We start from the raw sequence: 17463 nt of genomic DNA, 5'->3' as shown, positions 1-17463 counted from the left end.
ATCTGATCAAAGAGCCATCTTGAATTCAGATAGCGTCGCTACGGTGTTCGTCAGACCTTGCTTGAGTAGCGTGGCAAGGTAGTTGTCTTGACTCATAGGCGGGTTCTTGAGCGATGCGCGGTGTTCGGCTACCGCTGCCAGCACCTTCCCCTTGTGCAGGTCCCACAGATCCATGATGAAGTCGTCCGGATGCAGCGCTTCCATATTGAACTTTGAGAGCGCCGCTTTCGGGAAGTCCTTCAGATTGAATGTGACAATCGCTTCGGCCCCTGCATGGATAGCCGCTGCGACCACGTGCCGATCGTCTAGATCAGGCAATTCGATGGTTTCAATGTAGTGCTCGTAGCCCACGACGAGCGAATCCCGAACCTTGTCGTTCATCAAGCTGCGCGTGCGCTGCAATCTGCCAGCGTCGAGGTCTGGGCGCCTCGCGATCAGATTACGTGTCCACTCATCATGAATCTGATCGGTCCACTTGGCGCGATACAGGTCCGTCAGAGCGAGCCGCATGAGCAGATCACGAAGTGGAGCAGGGAACAGAACGCAAGCGTCGTAGACCACGGCAAAGTTCGACGCCATCCTTAATATCCCATGTCGAGCTCTTGCGCCTGAGCCGCGAGTTCGTCGAGAGCCTTCCGTCGCTCGGTGTCGATACGTTCCTTGTATGCCACGACGTCTTTATAGAGAACGCGTCGATGCGTATTGACTTTGCGAAACGGGATCTCGTTCTTCTCGAGCAATTGCACAAGGTATGGGCGCGACACGTTCAGGAGGTCCGCGGCCTCCTGAGTGGTCAACTCAGCGTGAATAGGGATGATCGAAACAGCGTTGCCATTCCCGATTTCAGAGAGCAAATCGACTAGAAGCTTTAACGCCGTGGTGGGCAGCGTGACTTGCTGCACCTCGCCCCGGGCGTTTCTGAAGTCGAATTGCTGCGTCTCGGCCTTGCAGTCCAGAACGACTGCCAAGCTGCGCGACGACTCGCGCGCGATGGCGCTCTCAGCTGCCGATGGCAGCAGTGTGTTGGCGATGGTGTGTGGCATGGGGGCTCCGATACATACTGTGCGTGGTGACGCATGGTAAATCGAAACAAACGAAATCGCAATAACCGAAAGGACCGCATATTGCATTGTGTCGATTGGGACACATTTTCCGAGTTGACGTGCATCGCGGCGTCATCCTCGCTCGGCTCGACTATTCGGGTCGCGATTGCGTCTTGCCGAGAAGCTCATCGAGTTGCTCGAACAGGGCCGCGAACTGACGGCTGGCCACTTTGCAATATGGACACACAGCGAGGTGCGCGTCGAGCGCGGCGCGCTCGTCTGGCACGAGTTCGCGGTCACGGGCTTCGCAGACCAGGCCAGCGGCGTCACGACAACGAATGCCACCAGCGTCCTGATGCGAATCGGGTAATTGAGTCATCTTTCTTCTCCCCAGCCTCGGACCACGCATGCGCGTAGACGCAGGCGAGTGCGATGCATGATTACGCGCAGATTTCCCGTAGAAAGCGCGGTTTGCGTGGCGATTTCGCTGATTTCCATACCCAGGTACTCGCGCAGCAGAAACACCCGCGCCGACGCGGGCGGGAGTGCCTGCATGCAAAGCTCCACCAACTCCAGAAGTTGCTGACGATCCAGGCGGTCCCCTGGACCATCGACATTTCCCAGTGCCTCGGGTAGCCACGTACCGTCGGCGGTGAACATCTCCTCCATGACATGGCCGTCCGCCATCGCGTCGTCGCTCAGGTCGAGCGGGACGATCCGCTGCCAGCGTCGCATGACATCAACGATCTTGTGGCGAAGGATGCCGACCAGCCAGGCCCGCATCGGCACGTTGCCAGTAAAGCCATGCAGCCCCGTTGCGGCGGCAATCAAGGTTTCCTGTACGACGTCGTCGGCTTCGAACGGACTGCCCATCTGCATCAGCGCAAGCCGGCGCAGGAAATCTCGATGAGCCGCCAGTTCGGGTGGCCACTGCACGTCTCGCTCCGCGGCTGCACGCATGATCACTGCTGCAGACGGCGCTGCAGGGAGACCGCATAGGCCGCCGCGCGCGCTTGCAGGATCGGATCCGCCGACGGTTCGACGCCGGCGGGGAGCACCGTCGGCACGAACATCGTCGGCGTACAGGTAGCGGGATCGGCGAGGGCGGTCACCTTCAGGCGACCCAGTTCGACGCGCGCGGGGCCATTCGGCGCCCACTGCTGCGACGAATCGGTCAGCGTGTCATTGGGCCCGGCGGGCTGGGCAAAGAGGATGAACTCCACCGGACCTTTGTTCAGTCGTTCGTTCAGCTCGGCGTGAAGGAAATTGTCTGGCATCGACGCCTCCTGTTCCGCCGTCAGGTAGTGCGTTCCCGCCACGGGCTCCATGACGACCCGCGCCCAGGTGCTCTGGCCCGACTTCCCGGTAAAGCGGAACGCATGGTTGGCATGATAGGGCGTGGTTGCATAGGATTGTGGGGCCGCGTGCGAGGCCAGCAATGCGGGCTGGCGTGTGCCATCCGGGAAGCGCTCATTGTGCGCCTTGATCTTGTCCGCATCGGGCTTCCTGGTCGCGGGATCGGGCACTCTGGCCTGAAGGAAACTGACGAAGGACTCCGGCGTCGCGGCAAAGAATACCGGCTCGGAGATCATCACCAGATCGTAGGTATCGGACTTGCCCTGCAGGCGCACGGCCAGGCCGCGCACACTGCGGCTCTTGTCCGAAATCCCCGGATTGCCGCCACCGATCGACCAGCGCACGATGGCCGGCACCGAAGGCTCGACAAACAACGGCGCACGTACGAACGAAGCGGCCTGCTTTGACGGCACAAACTGCGCGCTGGCACAGAAGCCCTTGGCATGACTGGCACGCGCACCAGCGTGTTTGCCGAAGACACCGTTGAGTGCATCCACCTGCTCGGCAGGCGAGGGTGGGGTGGCGTGGACGGCAGAGGAGGCAAGCGTAGCGGCCATGATTAAGGTTTTCCAGTTGAGCTGTGGGGTGGACATGATTTGGCTTCCATAAAGGGGCATCTCCCTTAGGAGTCGCGCCTCGGACCCAAATCGTTACAGTCAAACCGAAAATTCTTTCGCAGGGGCACTGGCTTAAGCGATCTCTCCCACCACAAAGTCAATGAACACCTTTGCCCGCGCCGGCAGCCGCCGGCCGAAGCCGTGCAGCATCTGTAGCGGCACCGGCCGCAGCGCCACGTCTGGCAGCACCGTGCGTAGCGTGCCGGCATCGAGATCGCGCTGCACCGTCGTGCGCAGCAGTTGCGCGATGCCAAGCCCGTTCAGCGCCGCCGTGCGCATGGCCTCGCCGCTGTCGGTGTCGAACACGCCCTCGAGCGGCGGGCAGGTGTCGGTGGCGAACGCGATGGGCACCACCTGCCCAGCCAGCCGGTAGCGCACATGACGATGTGCCGCGAGCTCGGCGACCGTGTGCGGCACACCGTGGCGCGCGAGGTAGTCGGGCGCGGCCACCAGCACCAGCGGCAGATCCGCGATATGGCGCGTATGCAGGCCGCTGTCCGCCGCATGCCCGGCCCGCAACGCAAGGTCAAAGCCTTGCCGGAGCAGATCGACGTGCTGGTCGCTCACGCTGACGTCGAGTGTCAGCCGCGGATGTTTCGGCATCAGCACCGCCGTGATCGGTCCCAGCAGCGAGCGCGCAAGGTCGCTGGGCATACTCACACGCAGCCGGCCTGCCGCTGTGGCGGCTGGCGCCACCGCATCGGCCGCTTCTTCGAGTCCGCGCACCAGCGACGCGACGCGCTCGTAATACGCACGCCCTTCGACCGTCAGCACCACCGCGCGCGTCGAGCGCTGGAATAGCTTGACGCCTAGCCGTGCCTCCAGCCGCGCCACGCTTTTCGAGACCGCCGATGGCGTGGTGCCAAGCGTGCGTGCGGCGGCGGTAAAAGACGCCGCTTCCACGGCGCGCACAAAGGCGGAAAGTCCGTGCAGGCGTTCGATCGACATTGATGACAGATTGGCACAAGTGATGGGCCGATTGTAGGCTAGTCCACGCAGCGATGCGCACGCATGATGGCTGCCATTCCATCAATGAAGGAACCTTCATCATGCTAGCGCTCGCAGGAAAAACCGCCGTCGTCACCGGCGGCAACAGTGGCATCGGATACGCAATCGCCAGCCGCTTTATCGACGAAGGCGCCAATGTCGTCATCGTTGGCCGTCGTCAGGACGCCGTTGACTCGGCCGTCGTAGCGCTGGGCCCGCGCGCGACCGGCCTGACGGGCGACATCGCCGACCTTGCCACGCACGACCGTGTCGCCGCCTATGCGGCCGAGCGCTTCGGCCAGATCGATATCTACGTCGCAAACGCCGGCATGAACACGATCACGCCGTCGGATCGGGTCGGCGTGGAGGAGTACGACGTGCAGTTCGCCACCAACGCGCGCGGCGTGTTCTTCGGAGTGCAGAAGATCGTGCCGGTCATGCGCGGCGGCGGTGCGATCGTGCTGGTCAGCTCGATCGCGAGCCAGAAGGTGCTCGAAGGGCATGCGGTCTACGCGGGCACCAAGGCCGCACTGGAAGCCTTCGCGCGCAGCTGGGCACTGGAATTGAAGACGCGCGCGATTCGTGTGAACGTGCTGAGCCCGGGGCCGGTCGATACGCCGATCCTCGCCAAGCTCGGTGTGGCACCGGAAGCGCGGCCGGCGTTTGAAGACATGATGTCGAACGCGATTCCGCTGGGCCGCCTGGGCCGTCCCGAGGAGCTCGCCAACGCGGCGCTGCTGCTGGCCAGCGATGCCGGCAGCTTTATCACCGGCGTCAATCTGCGCGTGGACGGCGGCATTGCGTTGACTTGAGGCGATGGGGTCGGGCTACAGCGCACCGTAGGAATGCAGCCCGGCCAGATACATGTTCACCCCGAGGAACGCGAAGAGCGTCACAAACAGCCCGACCAGCGCCCACCACGCCAGGGTGATCGAGGACGCCTTGCCGAGCATGCGGAAGTGCAACCATGCGGCGTAGTTGAGCCAGACCACGAGCGCCCACGTCTCCTTGGGATCCCACGACCAGTAGCCGCCCCAGGCTTCCGCCGCCCACAGGGCGCCGAGAATCGTCGCCACCGTGAAGCACGCGAAGCCGACCGCGATGGCACGGTAGATCGCTTCGTCGAGCCACGCGTCGGCCGGCAGGCGCGTAAGCAGGAATCGATGGCCCGCCACCAGACGCGCCGCCGCGAGCATCGCGGCGATCGAGAAGGCGCCATAAGCGAGGAAGTTCGCGGGCACGTGAAGTTTCATCCAGTACGACTGCAACGCCGGAATCAACGGCGTAATCGCACCGGCGCCGCGCGTGGCGCCGTACCAGAACAGAAAGGCATGCGCCGCGCATAACACCGGCAGCACGAATACCGTGGTGCCGGCCGAATTGCAGCGCCGCTCGACGTACAGCATCATCAATCCGGTCAGGACGATAAACACCACGAAAACTTCGTACAGATTGCTCACCGGAATATGCCCCATGCCGGGTCCGATCTGCGAGGACTCGTACCAGCGCACCGCGAATGCCGAGGCGGCCAGGCCAAGCGCAACCCAGATCGCGACGCGGCCAGCCGTGAGCGTGCGCGGACCGTGGCGCAGCCAACCCGCAAGGTAGAGCGCCGCTGCGATGGCGGTCAGTGCGCCCGATGCCAGCAGCAGCGGCTGGCTGACCGGACCGGAGGCCATGTCGGCCGGCGTCAGCGTGCGGCCGAGATCGCGCGCGAGTTGCCAGATCGACAGCAGCGCAAGCAATGCCACGGCGGGGACGAAAACTGCGAGCGGACGCCAGAAGCGCGTAGCGGTGGTAGGCAGCCGTTGTGGCAGGGCGGTATGAGAGGAAAGCGAGGCTGGGTACATGGTCACTCCCGAGTGTTGACGGCCGGGTGGGGCGGAGCGTGAGGTGCTGAAGCGGGGCTGGCATCGACAATTGGGCTGAGAAGTGGGCCGAGCAGCGTCCGCAGTTCGTCCGCAAGCATGGCATCGAGCGCGGGCGAACGCCGCTGCGCGCGCATGCCGGCCACAGCCGCGCCAGCACCGTCGCCGCGATCGGCGGGCCAATGCAGCCAGACGCGGCGCTCACGCACGAGGTATTGCAGGCAGACGCCAACCGCCAGCATCAGCATGGACAAGACGAGCAGCGCATTGCCGCCCTGGCGGGCGACCTGTAATCCGGAAGCCTGACGCTGCGTGAACGTGCCATCGACGATCCACAGAGGCGTGCCGGCGGTCATCACATCATCGTGCGCGGTCAGCAAGCGGCCGATGCGGGCGGGATCGGCGTCCGCGCCCATGCGGGCGAGCGCGGGCGTGGTGCGCGCGATCAATGCAAGCAGTAGCGCGGTGGCATCCTCGCGACCAGGTTCGGGCACGGTTTCCGCGACCAGTGTCGACACACCACGCATGCCATCCTCCGCGAACGTGGCCAGCGCCCGCGCGGCCAGTGCCGCCGTAGCGCGATCGGTGAAGGTGGCACGTGCGGCCTCGACCCGTGCATCCTCACGGTGCAACAGGTCTTCGAAGCGCGTAAACGTGGTCGCCGTGTCGTCGGGGTCGAGTGGGATCCGGACGTAGTCGAAACTCGCTTCATTGCCCCGTTCGTCGTCACGCTCGCGGCGAACGCCGCCGACCCGATAGCGTACGCCATCGAATGTCATTGGTCGCAGATACGTCATCATGTCGCGCGCTTGCCCGGCGGGATCGCGCAACCGGTAGGCGATGCTCGGGCCGAGATCGGTGCTCTCCACGGCATGACCGCGCAAAAAACGCGCAAGCGCGCTCGTCGCCGGCGCGTCGCTGCCTTGGATATTCTCGGTACGAAGATCCGTCGCCTCGAACGTCCATGGCGCATCGCCGAGAAGGATCGCCTCGCTGCCGCCGACCGTGGCGCGCAGCGGCGTGGCCGTGCCGTTACGCGCGAGTGCCGTGAGCGTCAGCGCACTGCCACCGTCGGCGAAACCAGATTGATACAGCGTGACGCCGTCGATCGTAAGCGGATGATTGACGCGCAGTACGTGCCGGGTGGCAGCCTGGCCCGCACGCACGACTTCCACCTGGCTGACAAAGTCGCGTGGCTGCCCGTTGGGATAACGCTCGACGCGGAAGCGCAACAGCCTCAGCACGAACGGCAGCGGCTGCACGAGGTAGCCATCGGCCATCGCCACGATCGCGTGATTGCCCGCATCGCCCTCGGCAAGGGTCACCTGCCCGCGGAAGCTCCATGTATCCGTGGGCAGCACACTGGCGGGAGGCACGTCATCCACCGCAAGCGCACGTGTCTCGATGCGCTGCCATCCCAGTGCCAGCCGCGCGCGCACCGCGATGTCGCTGTTCAGAAACGCTGCCACGGTAATCAGCACGATGGCCATGTGCGTCAGCAGATAGCCGATGCGCCGCGCACCGCCGCGTCGTGCCGCCACCAGTAGCGAGCCATCGGGACTGCGGCGCACCACCGTGCGGTAGCGCGCCCGGCGCAGACGCGGCATCAGCCGTTCCAACTGCCAGTTGACGTGATGCTGGCCGGGCAACACGAACCGCGCGGGCAAGCCCTCGACGAAGCGCCGATTCACGTGATCGAGCGGATCCCGGATCTGCCGCAGCATCGGCAACAGATTGCGGGCGACGCAGATGCCGGTGGAGGTGGCCATCACGATCAGCAGCGTGGCGAACCACGGCGTGTGATAAACGTCGGTAAGCCCAAGCCAGAGCAGCGCTTCGGCGCCAGCGGTGCCATAGCGCGAGACGTAGTCCGCCATGCCCGCGTTCTGCGGCACGATGCTGCCAATGCTCGCGGCGATTGCCACGACCATCAGGATCGTGACGGCGAACCGCATCGATCCCAGCAGTCTCCACAAGGCGCGCAGGTAGTTTTTCATACCGCCACCTTGTTGGCTGCCCTGCTTGGGTCGAACAACCACGCATACAGCGCCGGCATCAGCAGCAGCGAGAACAGCGGCGCCGACAGCATGCCGCCGATCAGCGGTGCTGCAATGCGCTGCATCACATCGGTACCCGTGGCATCGGACAACATCACCGGCAGCAACCCAGCCAGGATCACGGAGACCGTCATCGCCTTGGGTCGCAGCCGCAGCAACGCGCCGCCGACCAGCGCGCGGTAGAAGCCTGTGCGGCCCAGCGGGCGGCCTTGCAACACCCATCGCTGCACGGCCTGATCCAGATAGAGGACCATCACCACGCCAAACTCTGTGGCCACGCCCGCGAGCGCGATAAAGCCGATGACCACCGCGACCGACATCTGGAAACCGAGCAGCCACACCAGCCACAGTCCGCCCGCTACCGCCGCGGGCAGGCACAGCGTGACCAGCAACACCCGGCGTGCGCTGCGAAAGTGGATATACAACAGCGCGAGCACGAGTGCCGCGGTAGCAGCCCCGATCGCGGCGAGATTGGCGGCCGCATGCTCGAACTGCAGATACTGTCCGGTCCAGGTCGCGGCATGGCCCGGGTGTCGCAGATTGGCCGCGTCGAGCGCGGCGCGCGCGCGCCGATAGTAGCCGCCGATATCGGCATCGGCGACGTCGACGAACACATAGCCCACGAGCTTCGCGTTCTCGCTCTTGACCTCGGTGGGACCATCGGCGATGCGTACGCGCGCCACCTCGCGCAGCGGCACGCGCGCGCCGGTGGGCGTACGCAGTGGCAGGGCGCCGATGGCCTCCGGCGTTTCCCGAAGCCACGCCGGCAGGCGCATCGTCACCGGCACGCGCTCGCGTCCATCCACGAGCATGGTCAGTTGCTGGCCGCCGAGCATGCCTTCGATGGCCGCCTGGACATCCGCCATGCCAATACCCAACCGACCCAGCGCGCCGCGGTCGAAGTCGATATCGACATAGCGCCCACTGCCCGCGCGTTCGGCAAACACGGAACGCGTGCCCGGCACACCGTGCAGGACCGCCTGCACGTCGGCGGCCATCGCGTCGATGCCTGCCAGCGTGGGGCCGCTGATCTTGAGCGCGAACTGGCTGCGAATGCCCGTGGAGACCATATCGATGCGCGTGCGGATCGGATAGCCCCAGGAGTTGGTGAGGCCGGGCACCTGCACCGCGGCATCGAGTTTGGCGATCACATCGGTCACCGTGGTGCCGGCCGGCCACTGCGCGCGCGGCTTGAGCCGGATCGTGGTTTCGATCATCGACAGCGGCGCGGGATCCGTCGCCGAATCGGAGCGGCCAACCTTGCCAAACACGTGCTCCACCTCGGGCACCTGCAGCATCATGCGATTGGTCAATTGCAGGATATGCTGCGCCTCCGCCGCCGAAACCGACGGCAGCGTTGTGGGCATATAGAGCAGATCGCCTTCGTCGAGCGGCGGCATAAACTCGCTCCCGACCTGCGCGAGCGGCCACGCCGCGCCGAGCACCAGCACCAGCCCCGCGCCAAGCGCGATGCGCGCGTGCCGCAGCGTGCCAAATAACATCGGCGCATACACGGCGCGCAGCGCGCGGCTGACCGGATTGCGCGCTTCCGGGCGAATCTTGCCGCGCACCGCATAGCCCATCAGCACCGGGGTCAGGGTGATGGCGAGTACCGCGGCAAAGGCCATCGCGTAGGTCTTGGTGAACGCAAGCGGGAAGAACAGCCGCGCTTCCTGGCCCTGCAACGCGAAGATCGGGAGGAACGAGACGGCGATGATCAGCAGCGAGAAGAACAGCGACGGGCCCACCTCGATCGCGCTCTCGCGCACGATGACCCAGCGGCGGGCGGCCGGGGGATCGGGCTCCTTCTCCAGCCGGCGGTGCATCGCCTCCACCATCACGATCGCGGCATCCACCATCGCGCCGACGGCAATGGCGATGCCACCGAGCGACATGATATTGGCCGTGCTGCCCTGCCACCGCAGCACCAGCAGCGCGCCGAGGATGCCAACCGGCAGCGTGACAATGGCGGTCAGCGACGAGCGCAGATGCAACAGGAACACGATGCAGACCAGCGCTACCGCGAGCGATTCCTCCAGCAGCTTGCCGCGCAGCGTGTCGATCGCGCGCAGGATCAGCCCCGAGCGATCGTATTCGAGCGATACCCGCACGCCCGCCGGCAGGCCACCTTGCAACTGTGTCAGGCGCGCCTTGACGCGCTCGATGGTGGCAAGCGTGTTCTGTCCCTGACGCATGACAACGATCGCGCTGGCGGCATCACCGTGACCGTCGATATCGACGGCACCTTCGCTCGGGCGCGGCACGGTGGCCACGCGCGCGACGTCGCGCAGACGTACGGTGCCACCGTCGGTGTTCACCGGCAATGGCACGTCAAGCAGGTCTTCGGGGGTACGGAGCAACCCGCCCGCGCGTACCACCAGCCGCGACCGCGCGAGTTCAAAGGCACCGCCTTCGATGGCCTGATTGCTGTCACGTACCGCCGCGGCGATCTCCGCGACGGTCAGGCCGAGCGCCGCCAGTTTTTGCGGATCGGGCTGGATCTCGTACTGGCGGCTCTTGCCACCGAGGCTGGCAATCTCGGCCACGCCGGGAATCGCACGCAGCTCGGGCGCCAGATAGTAGTCCTGCAGCGCCTTGAGCCGGTCGAGCGGCACCTGCCCGGTCGAATCTTCGAGGGAATAGGCAAGGATCCAGCCGACCCCGGAGGCATCGGGGCCCAGTGCCGGCGTGATCCCGGCCGGCATGCGGTCGCGCGCCTGATTCAGTTGTTCGGTAACCCGCGCGCGGGCCACAGCCGGGGCCACGCCGTCGCGGAACACGATATAGACGTAGGACTGCCCGTACATCGAGAAGCCACGCACCGCTTCGGCATCGGGAATCGACAGCAGGGCACTGGCGAGCGGATAGGTGACCTGGTCTTCCACCAGTTGCGGTGGCTGGCCCGGGTAGTCGGTCTTGACGATGACCTGGGTGTCAGACAGATCCGGCAGCGCATCGAGCGGCAGCGTGCGCAGCGAAAGCAGCGCGGCGCCGCACAACAGGGCAGCCGCCAGCAGTACAAGCGCGCGATGGCGGATGGACCAGTCGATGATGCGCGCAATCACAGCATGTCTCCGAAGACAGAAAGCTTGGATGGGAAGGTTGGCTGCCGCTACCCGGCGCGGCGGCGGCAGGGTAGGGCTACCAGGGTGGGGCTACGAGGGTGGGCCTACATTACGTCGGCGGCGGGCGCACCACCGCTCAGGCGCTGCCGCGTGGCCGCGAGCGAGGCCTCCGCGCCCAGCAGAAACTGGCCATTGACGGCAATCGCGGTGCCCGGCGCGACGCCGCTCGCGATCTCCACGCGCTCGGCGTCCTCCTTGCCGAGCGTGACCTCGGCCGGCTGGAAGCGGCCCTCGCCCAGCGCGACCATCACGAAGCTGCCGTGGCCGGTGCGCAGCACCGCATCGCGCGGCGCGGTCAGCGTGGTCGCGCCGCGCATTTCGATCTCGGCGTTGAGGATCGCGCCGGCGACCAGCGCGGCGGGCGCTGTTGGCAGTGCCACGCGCACACGTGCCTTGCGCGTGGCGGCATCGACTTCGGCAGCGGTGATGCGTAACGGTACACGGGCGCGCCAACCGGGCACGGCCTCCGTGGTGAGCGTGAGCTGCGCACCGTCGTTCAGCTGCGCCAACTGGTCGGGGTAAAGCACGACCGATGCACTGGTGCCGCGCGGATCGCCATAGGCGAGCACCGCTTCGTTGGGGCCGGCAAAGCCGCCGGGCTTGACGTTGATCGCGGTGACCACCCCGTCGGCCTGCGCGAGCACGGAGATCACGTCGGTGACACGGCGTTCGGTTTCCAGCCTGGCGATGACTGCCGGCGGAATATCGGCCTCGCGCAGGCGGTCGCGCATGCGCACGATCTCGCGCGCGACACTCGCCAGCATCGCGTTGTTCTGGGTGACCCCGGCCATGCCGCCGCCGGCCAGGCTGTCGCGCCGCGTGAGCAGATCGATGTAGTCACGCTGCCGCTGCTGCGCGTCGGCGGAGTAGAGGTCGTACAGCACCTGACCACGATGCACGCGTTCGCCCACGGCCGACACCCCCAGTCGCTTGACCCAGCCTTCGAATTTCGGTGTGGCCGAGGTGGAGCGGCCCTGATCGGATTCGAGCACCGCGTAGGTACGCGTCACCGGCTTGACGTCGTGGCGGTCCAGCACCTCGACGGTCACGCCGAGTTGACGGTACGCGGCCTCGGCAACCTCGATCGTGACGTGTGATGCCGCCTCGTGCCTGGGCTGGCTGACATTGCCTTTGACCAGGTGCATGCCGCAGATCGGGCAACTGCCCGGCTGCGCGGTGACGATGTTCGGATGCATCGGGCAGGTATAGACCGTGCCGCCGGGGGCGGATGCCGTGCCGCGCAGCGCGACGTTGGGCATGGCCTCGGAAGCGGCGGACTTGCCGTGCGCGTGCTGGTGGCGCGCCGCGTGGGCAACCGCGTCCGCGCTCGAGGCCAACGCATGGCCGATAAACGGATCGCTGGCGGCATCCTGCATCGCCAGCACGCCTATCACGCCGGACAGCAGCAGCACCGCGGCCGCCCCGGTTCCCAACATCGCACGGTCTTTCATGTTCATCTTGTCGCTAAGGACTGAGTGGAGGGGCCGGCCGCAGACCCCTGTCAGAAGGTCGGCCAGCCCCGGTACTACCCTGGTTGCGGCGCTACGCCCTCGTTACCTCACGAGGATGTTGTCGCCCTTGCCGGCCTTCGGGTCGGCATCGTTGGAGAACTGCATGATCGCGATCGCGCCGGAAAGGGCGCCGCGCAGCGAGTGCGTGACGATCGCGTTGGCGCCTTCCTTCGGCGAGATCAGATCGAAGGTGGCGGCATCGCCCGGTCCCACCACGAAGCTCTGCAGGCCAACCTGCACGTTCTTCGGGTTGCCGCTGCTGTAGACGCGATCCCAGATTCCCGCGATCGGATGGAACGACGAGAACTCGTTGACACCGGCGTTGACGAAATAGATGCGCACGCGTTCGCCGGGCTTGGCCTGCAGCATGCGGCTCGCGTTTGGATCGTGCACCGGGTCGTACTTGAAGATGCTGCCGTTGAACATCACGTTGGACCACTTGTTGGCCATCATGTCGGCCTGGCTGTCCGGGTTCGGATAGAGCTCCGACTGGATCAGCACATACTCGCGGTCGGCCTTCGGCATCGCCTTCGCATCCTTGGGGTCGACGATGATTGCGCCATACATGCCGCGTGCGATGTGCTGGATCATCGGATCCGCGCCGCAGTGATAGAAGAACACGCCCGGATAGTCGGCCGTGAACGTGTAGCTGCCTTGTTCGCCGGGCTTGACCGACTCGAAGTCCTTGACGACGTCGGCGCGGGCCGCGTGGAAGTCCACCGAGTGCGAGTTCTTGTTCGCCTTGTCATTGATCAGCGTGAACTCGACGGTGTCGCCTTCCGTGACACGCACGACGGTGCCGGGTACCTGACCATCGAAGGTCCAGGTCCGGTACATCGTGCCCTTGTTGTCGATGGGCAGGTCTACTTCCTTCGCTGTCAGCGTGACCTTGACAGTCTTGGCGTAGGCCTGCGCGCCCGCCAGCAGCGCGGCGGCTGCGAACAGAAGCGTAGGGATGGTGCGGAGTGCTTTCATTGCCTGCTAGTTTCCGGTTTGTTTGTTGTTGGTTTTGGTTGATCGAGGTGGATTGAAGCTGGCCGCCACATTCACTTCGAGGTCTTGCTGACGAAGCGCAGATAGCCAACCATGTCCTTCATTTCATCGTCGGTGAGAACGCCCTCCCATTTCGGCATCAGAATGGATTTCCCCACGGCCAGACCACCGCCCTTGATCGCCTTGAGCAGCGTCTCGTCCGGTGTATCCCCCATGGCCTTGGTGTCGGTGTGATCGCGCGGCTTGACGGGCATGTCGCGGCTGTTCACGCCATTGCCATCGCGGTTCACGCCGTGGCATTGCACGCAGTAGGTGTTGTAGAGCCGCGTTGCCTGCGCGAACTGGTCGTCGGCACGGGCCTGCGGCAGCGCGCCCAGCGCCAGTCCCGCGGTGAGCAGCAAGTAGAGCGAGCGCGTCATTTGGCTTCTCCCTTGAGCGTGGTGATGTATCCCGCGAGCTTCTGCACGTCGGCGTCATTCAGGTCCAGACGCGGCATCCACACGTGGGGGTCGAACTTCTGCGGATCGCGGAGGTATGCAACGATATAGTCGGGCTGCAAGCGCGCGCCACCGTCGTACATCTCCGGCCCCGAACTGCCACCGTTGCCGGGCTTGGCCGAATGGCACGACGCGCAGCCGCGCAGCTTCGAGAACAGCATGCCGGCCATCGAGACGTTGGGCGGGTCATTGCGGAACGCGCCTTTCTCGACAAGGCCGAGGTCGGGGCCGAGCTTCATCAACTCGGCCGCGACGGCGGCCGCCTCGTCCTTGCTGAGCGCAAGGTGCGGCGTAAGCGCGCCCGGATCGACCGTGTCCGGTGTCTTGTCGGCGGCGGCGCGCACGGAGCGCGCGGGCATGACGCCGGCCGGGCGGATCGTGGTCGGGTTCTGCAACCACTTTTCAAGCCACGGCTGGTTGAACTTGATGCCGGCGTAATACAGGTCCGGTCCCTTGCGCTGCCACAAGCGTTCGAGGTCGAGCGACTGCGGTTTGCTTACGGCGTGGCACGCCACGCACTGCTGCTGCAGGACCTCCTGACCCGTACGCGCCTGCACGTGCCCGGATGACATGGCAAGCGTGGCGAAGGCGGCTGGTATCAGCACAGACGGCAGCAGCCGCGGGAACATGGGGCGTTTCATGAAAGACTCCTGTGGGCGGTCACTGCACCGCCTGACCCTTGAGGTTGTCGTTGGTGTACTGACCCGGGCCCTTCCTGAGCGACTCTTCGTAATAGAAGTTCGGCTGGTACTTCTTGCCGGCCCAGTCGTACCAGGGGTCGGAAGGGATGCCCGAGTACTCGACCACGCTCATGATTCCGCCCATCGGACGGTCACCGTTGACGGTGTGCGAATCCACGTGGTCGTGGATCATCCAGCGGCCGGGGTTGTTGGCCTCGAAGATGATGTCGTAGCGCTCGCCCGGACCGAACATGATGGTGTCCGCCATGATTGGTGTGGGCAGCGGAAAGCCGTCCTTGAAGGCGATCTTGAAGCTGTGGCCGTGCAAGTGGAAGCTGTGCATGCTGTCGCCCGCGCCGATCAGCCGCAAGCGCACGACGTCACCCTTGTCTATGCGAATGGGTTGCGTGTCGGGATAAGCCTTGCCATTGATGGTGAAGTAGTCGGGCTTGTCCGAAGGCAGGCCGCCGAAGCCGGGCTTGTCGGCCCACTTGGAGTCCCACTCGGAAAACATCAGGATGAAGTCCTTCGTGACCTTCTTCTCGAGCGCAGTCGGGGTCTTTGGACGCACGATCAGCGGACCCCACATGCCACGCAGTGCCACGTGTTCGTTCACGTTGACGTGGCAGTGGTACCACATCGTGCCGGACGGCGCGGCGATAAAACGGTAGTGGTAGGAGTCGCCAGGCTTGATGGCTTCCTGCGTGACGCCGGGCACGCCGTCGTTCTTCCACGTGTCTTTCTGATACATGCCGTGCCAATGCACGGTATGGGGCAACGCGGTCATGTTGTTGACCGTCACGTTGACCTCGTCGCCCTCATCGACGTAGTACAGCGGACCCGGCACCTGACCGCCAAACGCGAAGGTGTGGAACTGCTGCTTGTCCACGAGCGTGATGCGCGTGTCCTCGATGTTCATCTCGAAGTTGCGGGTCGCGGCCAGCGCGGACGGCGCGCCGGTCATCAGCGCGGTCGTCGCCGCGAGCGTCGCGGTGATGGTGGCAAGGAAGGATTTCAACGTGTGCCCCTGTGGCGTTGCGTTTAAAGATGCATGCACTATACATGTTAACGATTCGCCCCAGGAGTAGGCACACATGAAGTGAGGGCTATGTGGGCGTAAACGAGACAGAAATCGAAGCCACACAGCGTAGAAACCCGCAAATCTTGTATGGAACATGCATCTTAAATAGACTCGGTCGCATAACAGGGAGGAAAAAAATGGCTACCGTTTATGACGCGAATATTGCTGATACGAGGGTGCCGCAACGCCTATGCGACTGACCATACAGACGGAGTTCGGCATACACGCGCTGGTCTATCTCGCGCGAAGGAAGGGCGTATTGCTGACCGCGCGCGAGGTGGCGGCAGGCATCGGACTTCCGTGCAATCACACCGTGAAAATCCTGCAGCGGTTGCGGCAGGCGGGGTACCTCAGTACCGCGCGTGGCCGCATCGGCGGCACGTGGTTGGCGCGGCCAGCGCAGGAGATCTCGGTCGGTGAAGTGGTGCGCGCACTGGAACGACCATTCGCCGTTGTCGATTGCATGCGCGAAGACGGGCGATGCGCGGCAGGCGCGGACTGCAAAGACGCCATCGCGCGGGCGCTGGCCGCATACCTGGCGGTGCTCGATGGCATTTCGATCGCCGAGATCGCCCATACCGATCCATGACCTTGCGCGTGCCGTGCGCCGCTTTGCCACATGGCGCGCGAAGAGGGTGCTTCGGCAAACTTCCGCGGGTCGACTGGCATCCACACATGAAGCAAACAAACGCATCGAACAACATGAATCAGAGAGAGAAGAAGAGGGTGGCTTTCATCTATCGTCGCCATTTGATTGGCACGGTGGTCTTGGGTCTGTTCACGCATGGCGCAGCGCGCGCCGAAGGTCCTGTCATCACGCTGCCGACCGCGACGGTAACGGCGACCGCGGACGCACGGCAGGGATCGCTGACCACGCCGGGAGTCGAGGAGCAGCGTGAATCGCTGTTCCAGTCGGCGGGATCGGTCGGCTTTGTCGACGCGGCGTCGTATAGCGACACCTACGCCAGCAACCTGCGCGACGTGCTCAAGGACGCGCCCGGCGTGTACGTGCAGGAACGCTACGGTCAGGAGCTGCGACTGTCGATCCGCGGCTCCGGCATTGCGCGCGGCTTCCACGCGCGTGGCCTGGACCTGCTGCAGGATGGCGTGCCGACCAACTTTGCCGATGGCAGCGGCGACTACTACCAGATCGATCCGCTCGGCCTGGCCGCCGCGGAGATCTACAAGGGCGGCAACGGACTCGCGTACGGCAGCACCACGCTCGGCGGCGCGATCAACTTCACCACGCCCACCGCGTTCACGGCCGATACGCCCAACATGGTGCGCGTGGACGGCGGCAGCTTCGGCACCGCGCGCGCCAGCGCACAGGTGTCACGGCAGATTGGCGCGTTCGACTTCCTCGCCAATCTCACGGTCAATCACTCGGAAGGCTATCGCAACCACGAGCGCGGCCAGTACGAGCAACTCAACGCAAACTTCGGCTATCGCTTCAGCCCGGCCGTGGAGACGCGCTTCTACTTCGGCGCATATATCGTCGATCAGTTGCTGCCGGGTTCGCTCACACTCGATCAGGCGCTGCACAACCCGCGCATGGCCTCCGCCAGCGCGCTGGCCGGCGATCAGGCGCGCAACACGCGCACCGAACGCCTCGCCAACGTGACGACCGTCAAACTCGACAACGGTCAGC

The 17463-nt window shown here is 64.9% G+C and carries 17 protein-coding genes; 3 read left to right on the top strand and 14 right to left on the bottom strand.

Going from position 1 to position 17463, the window contains the following annotated elements; translation table 11 throughout:
• Positions 1-6: 6 nt before the first annotated feature.
• The 6 genes from LDO41_RS28370 to LDO41_RS28345 form a co-directional block, all read right to left on the bottom strand.
• Positions 7-579, bottom strand: a complete 573-nt coding sequence (locus tag LDO41_RS28370; protein WP_223994360.1) for a PIN domain-containing protein — start codon at positions 577-579, stop codon at positions 7-9.
• Positions 580-581: 2 nt separating this feature from the next.
• Positions 582-1043 (bottom strand): helix-turn-helix domain-containing protein, encoded by a 462-nt coding sequence (locus LDO41_RS28365; RefSeq protein ID WP_223994359.1) that lies wholly within the window; start codon positions 1041-1043, stop codon positions 582-584.
• 151 nt (positions 1044-1194) lie between these two features.
• Complete coding sequence (locus tag LDO41_RS28360; protein ID WP_223994358.1) at positions 1195-1422, bottom strand: zf-HC2 domain-containing protein; 228 nt, start codon at positions 1420-1422, stop codon at positions 1195-1197.
• Positions 1419-2003 (bottom strand): sigma-70 family RNA polymerase sigma factor, encoded by a 585-nt coding sequence (locus tag LDO41_RS28355; protein ID WP_223994357.1) that lies wholly within the window; start codon positions 2001-2003, stop codon positions 1419-1421. Before LDO41_RS28355 ends, LDO41_RS28360 begins: the two co-directional genes overlap by 4 nt.
• Before the next feature lie 2 nt (positions 2004-2005).
• A complete protein-coding gene (locus tag LDO41_RS28350; protein ID WP_223994355.1) occupies positions 2006-2992 on the bottom strand; it encodes a catalase family peroxidase in 987 nt (328 codons plus the stop codon).
• Positions 2993-3088: 96 nt separating this feature from the next.
• On the bottom strand, positions 3089-3964 hold the full coding sequence (locus tag LDO41_RS28345) for a LysR family transcriptional regulator (RefSeq protein WP_223994353.1): 876 nt from the start codon (positions 3962-3964) through the stop codon (positions 3089-3091).
• A gap of 101 nt (positions 3965-4065) precedes the next feature.
• On the opposite strand from LDO41_RS28345, the gene LDO41_RS28340 reads away from it, so the two are divergent.
• Positions 4066-4815, top strand: a complete 750-nt coding sequence (locus LDO41_RS28340; RefSeq protein WP_223994351.1) for an SDR family NAD(P)-dependent oxidoreductase — start codon at positions 4066-4068, stop codon at positions 4813-4815.
• Between the two features lie 15 nt (positions 4816-4830).
• Here LDO41_RS28340 and ccsB read toward each other — a convergent pair whose 3' ends face one another.
• The 8 genes from ccsB to LDO41_RS28300 form a co-directional block, all read right to left on the bottom strand.
• Complete coding sequence (gene ccsB, locus LDO41_RS28335; protein ID WP_223994349.1) at positions 4831-5853, bottom strand: c-type cytochrome biogenesis protein CcsB; 1023 nt, start codon at positions 5851-5853, stop codon at positions 4831-4833.
• A 2-nt stretch (positions 5854-5855) separates the two neighbouring features.
• Positions 5856-7868: a cytochrome c biogenesis protein ResB gene (locus LDO41_RS28330; protein ID WP_223994347.1), complete on the bottom strand. Its 2013-nt coding sequence runs from the start codon at positions 7866-7868 to the stop codon at positions 5856-5858.
• On the bottom strand, positions 7865-10993 hold the full coding sequence (locus LDO41_RS28325) for an efflux RND transporter permease subunit (protein ID WP_223994345.1): 3129 nt from the start codon (positions 10991-10993) through the stop codon (positions 7865-7867). The genes LDO41_RS28330 and LDO41_RS28325 overlap by 4 nt, the downstream gene beginning before the upstream one ends.
• Before the next feature lie 104 nt (positions 10994-11097).
• On the bottom strand, positions 11098-12504 hold the full coding sequence (locus LDO41_RS28320; protein WP_223994343.1) for an efflux RND transporter periplasmic adaptor subunit: 1407 nt from the start codon (positions 12502-12504) through the stop codon (positions 11098-11100).
• A gap of 102 nt (positions 12505-12606) precedes the next feature.
• The gene (locus tag LDO41_RS28315) at positions 12607-13539 is read right to left on the bottom strand and encodes a multicopper oxidase domain-containing protein (RefSeq protein ID WP_223994341.1); all 933 of its coding nucleotides are present in this window, start codon (positions 13537-13539) and stop codon (positions 12607-12609) included.
• A 71-nt stretch (positions 13540-13610) separates the two neighbouring features.
• Positions 13611-13976: a c-type cytochrome gene (locus tag LDO41_RS28310; RefSeq protein ID WP_223994340.1), complete on the bottom strand. Its 366-nt coding sequence runs from the start codon at positions 13974-13976 to the stop codon at positions 13611-13613.
• Complete coding sequence (locus LDO41_RS28305) at positions 13973-14695, bottom strand: c-type cytochrome (RefSeq protein WP_223994339.1); 723 nt, start codon at positions 14693-14695, stop codon at positions 13973-13975. Before LDO41_RS28305 ends, LDO41_RS28310 begins: the two co-directional genes overlap by 4 nt.
• 19 nt (positions 14696-14714) lie before the next feature.
• On the bottom strand, positions 14715-15752 hold the full coding sequence (locus LDO41_RS28300) for a multicopper oxidase domain-containing protein (protein WP_223994338.1): 1038 nt from the start codon (positions 15750-15752) through the stop codon (positions 14715-14717).
• Positions 15753-16005: 253 nt separating this feature from the next.
• On the opposite strand from LDO41_RS28300, the gene LDO41_RS28295 reads away from it, so the two are divergent.
• Together LDO41_RS28295 and LDO41_RS28290 are read left to right on the top strand one after the other, a co-directional pair.
• Entirely contained in the window at positions 16006-16404 is a 399-nt protein-coding gene (locus tag LDO41_RS28295) for an RrF2 family transcriptional regulator (RefSeq protein WP_223994337.1), read from the top strand.
• 113 nt (positions 16405-16517) lie between these two features.
• The coding region (locus LDO41_RS28290; protein WP_396022287.1) for a TonB-dependent receptor plug domain-containing protein at positions 16518-17463 on the top strand (946 nt) is incomplete at its 3' end.

Origin of the sequence: Cupriavidus pampae (assembly GCF_914271485.1) — a bacterium.
Taxonomy (GTDB): Bacteria; Pseudomonadota; Gammaproteobacteria; order Burkholderiales; family Burkholderiaceae; genus Cupriavidus; species Cupriavidus pampae.
This window is presented reverse-complemented; position numbering and strand designations above follow the sequence as displayed.

Bases quoted from the DNA above. Each gene is read 5' to 3' on its own strand.
- LDO41_RS28370 (WP_223994360.1), bottom strand. From the start codon at position 579: ATGGCGTCGAACTTTGCCGTGGTCTACGACGCTTGCGTTCTGTTCCCT.
- LDO41_RS28365 (WP_223994359.1), bottom strand. From the start codon at position 1,043: ATGCCACACACCATCGCCAACACACTGCTGCCATCGGCAGCTGAGAGC.
- LDO41_RS28360 (WP_223994358.1), bottom strand. From the start codon at position 1,422: ATGACTCAATTACCCGATTCGCATCAGGACGCTGGTGGCATTCGTTGT.
- LDO41_RS28355 (WP_223994357.1), bottom strand. From the start codon at position 2,003: ATGCGTGCAGCCGCGGAGCGAGACGTGCAGTGGCCACCCGAACTGGCG.
- LDO41_RS28350 (WP_223994355.1), bottom strand. From the start codon at position 2,992: ATGTCCACCCCACAGCTCAACTGGAAAACCTTAATCATGGCCGCTACG.
- LDO41_RS28345 (WP_223994353.1), bottom strand. From the start codon at position 3,964: ATGTCGATCGAACGCCTGCACGGACTTTCCGCCTTTGTGCGCGCCGTG.
- LDO41_RS28340 (WP_223994351.1), top strand. From the start codon at position 4,066: ATGCTAGCGCTCGCAGGAAAAACCGCCGTCGTCACCGGCGGCAACAGT.
- ccsB (WP_223994349.1), bottom strand. From the start codon at position 5,853: ATGTACCCAGCCTCGCTTTCCTCTCATACCGCCCTGCCACAACGGCTG.
- LDO41_RS28330 (WP_223994347.1), bottom strand. From the start codon at position 7,868: ATGAAAAACTACCTGCGCGCCTTGTGGAGACTGCTGGGATCGATGCGG.
- LDO41_RS28320 (WP_223994343.1), bottom strand. From the start codon at position 12,504: ATGAAAGACCGTGCGATGTTGGGAACCGGGGCGGCCGCGGTGCTGCTG.
- LDO41_RS28315 (WP_223994341.1), bottom strand. From the start codon at position 13,539: ATGAAAGCACTCCGCACCATCCCTACGCTTCTGTTCGCAGCCGCCGCG.
- LDO41_RS28310 (WP_223994340.1), bottom strand. From the start codon at position 13,976: ATGACGCGCTCGCTCTACTTGCTGCTCACCGCGGGACTGGCGCTGGGC.
- LDO41_RS28305 (WP_223994339.1), bottom strand. From the start codon at position 14,695: ATGAAACGCCCCATGTTCCCGCGGCTGCTGCCGTCTGTGCTGATACCA.
- LDO41_RS28295 (WP_223994337.1), top strand. From the start codon at position 16,006: ATGCGACTGACCATACAGACGGAGTTCGGCATACACGCGCTGGTCTAT.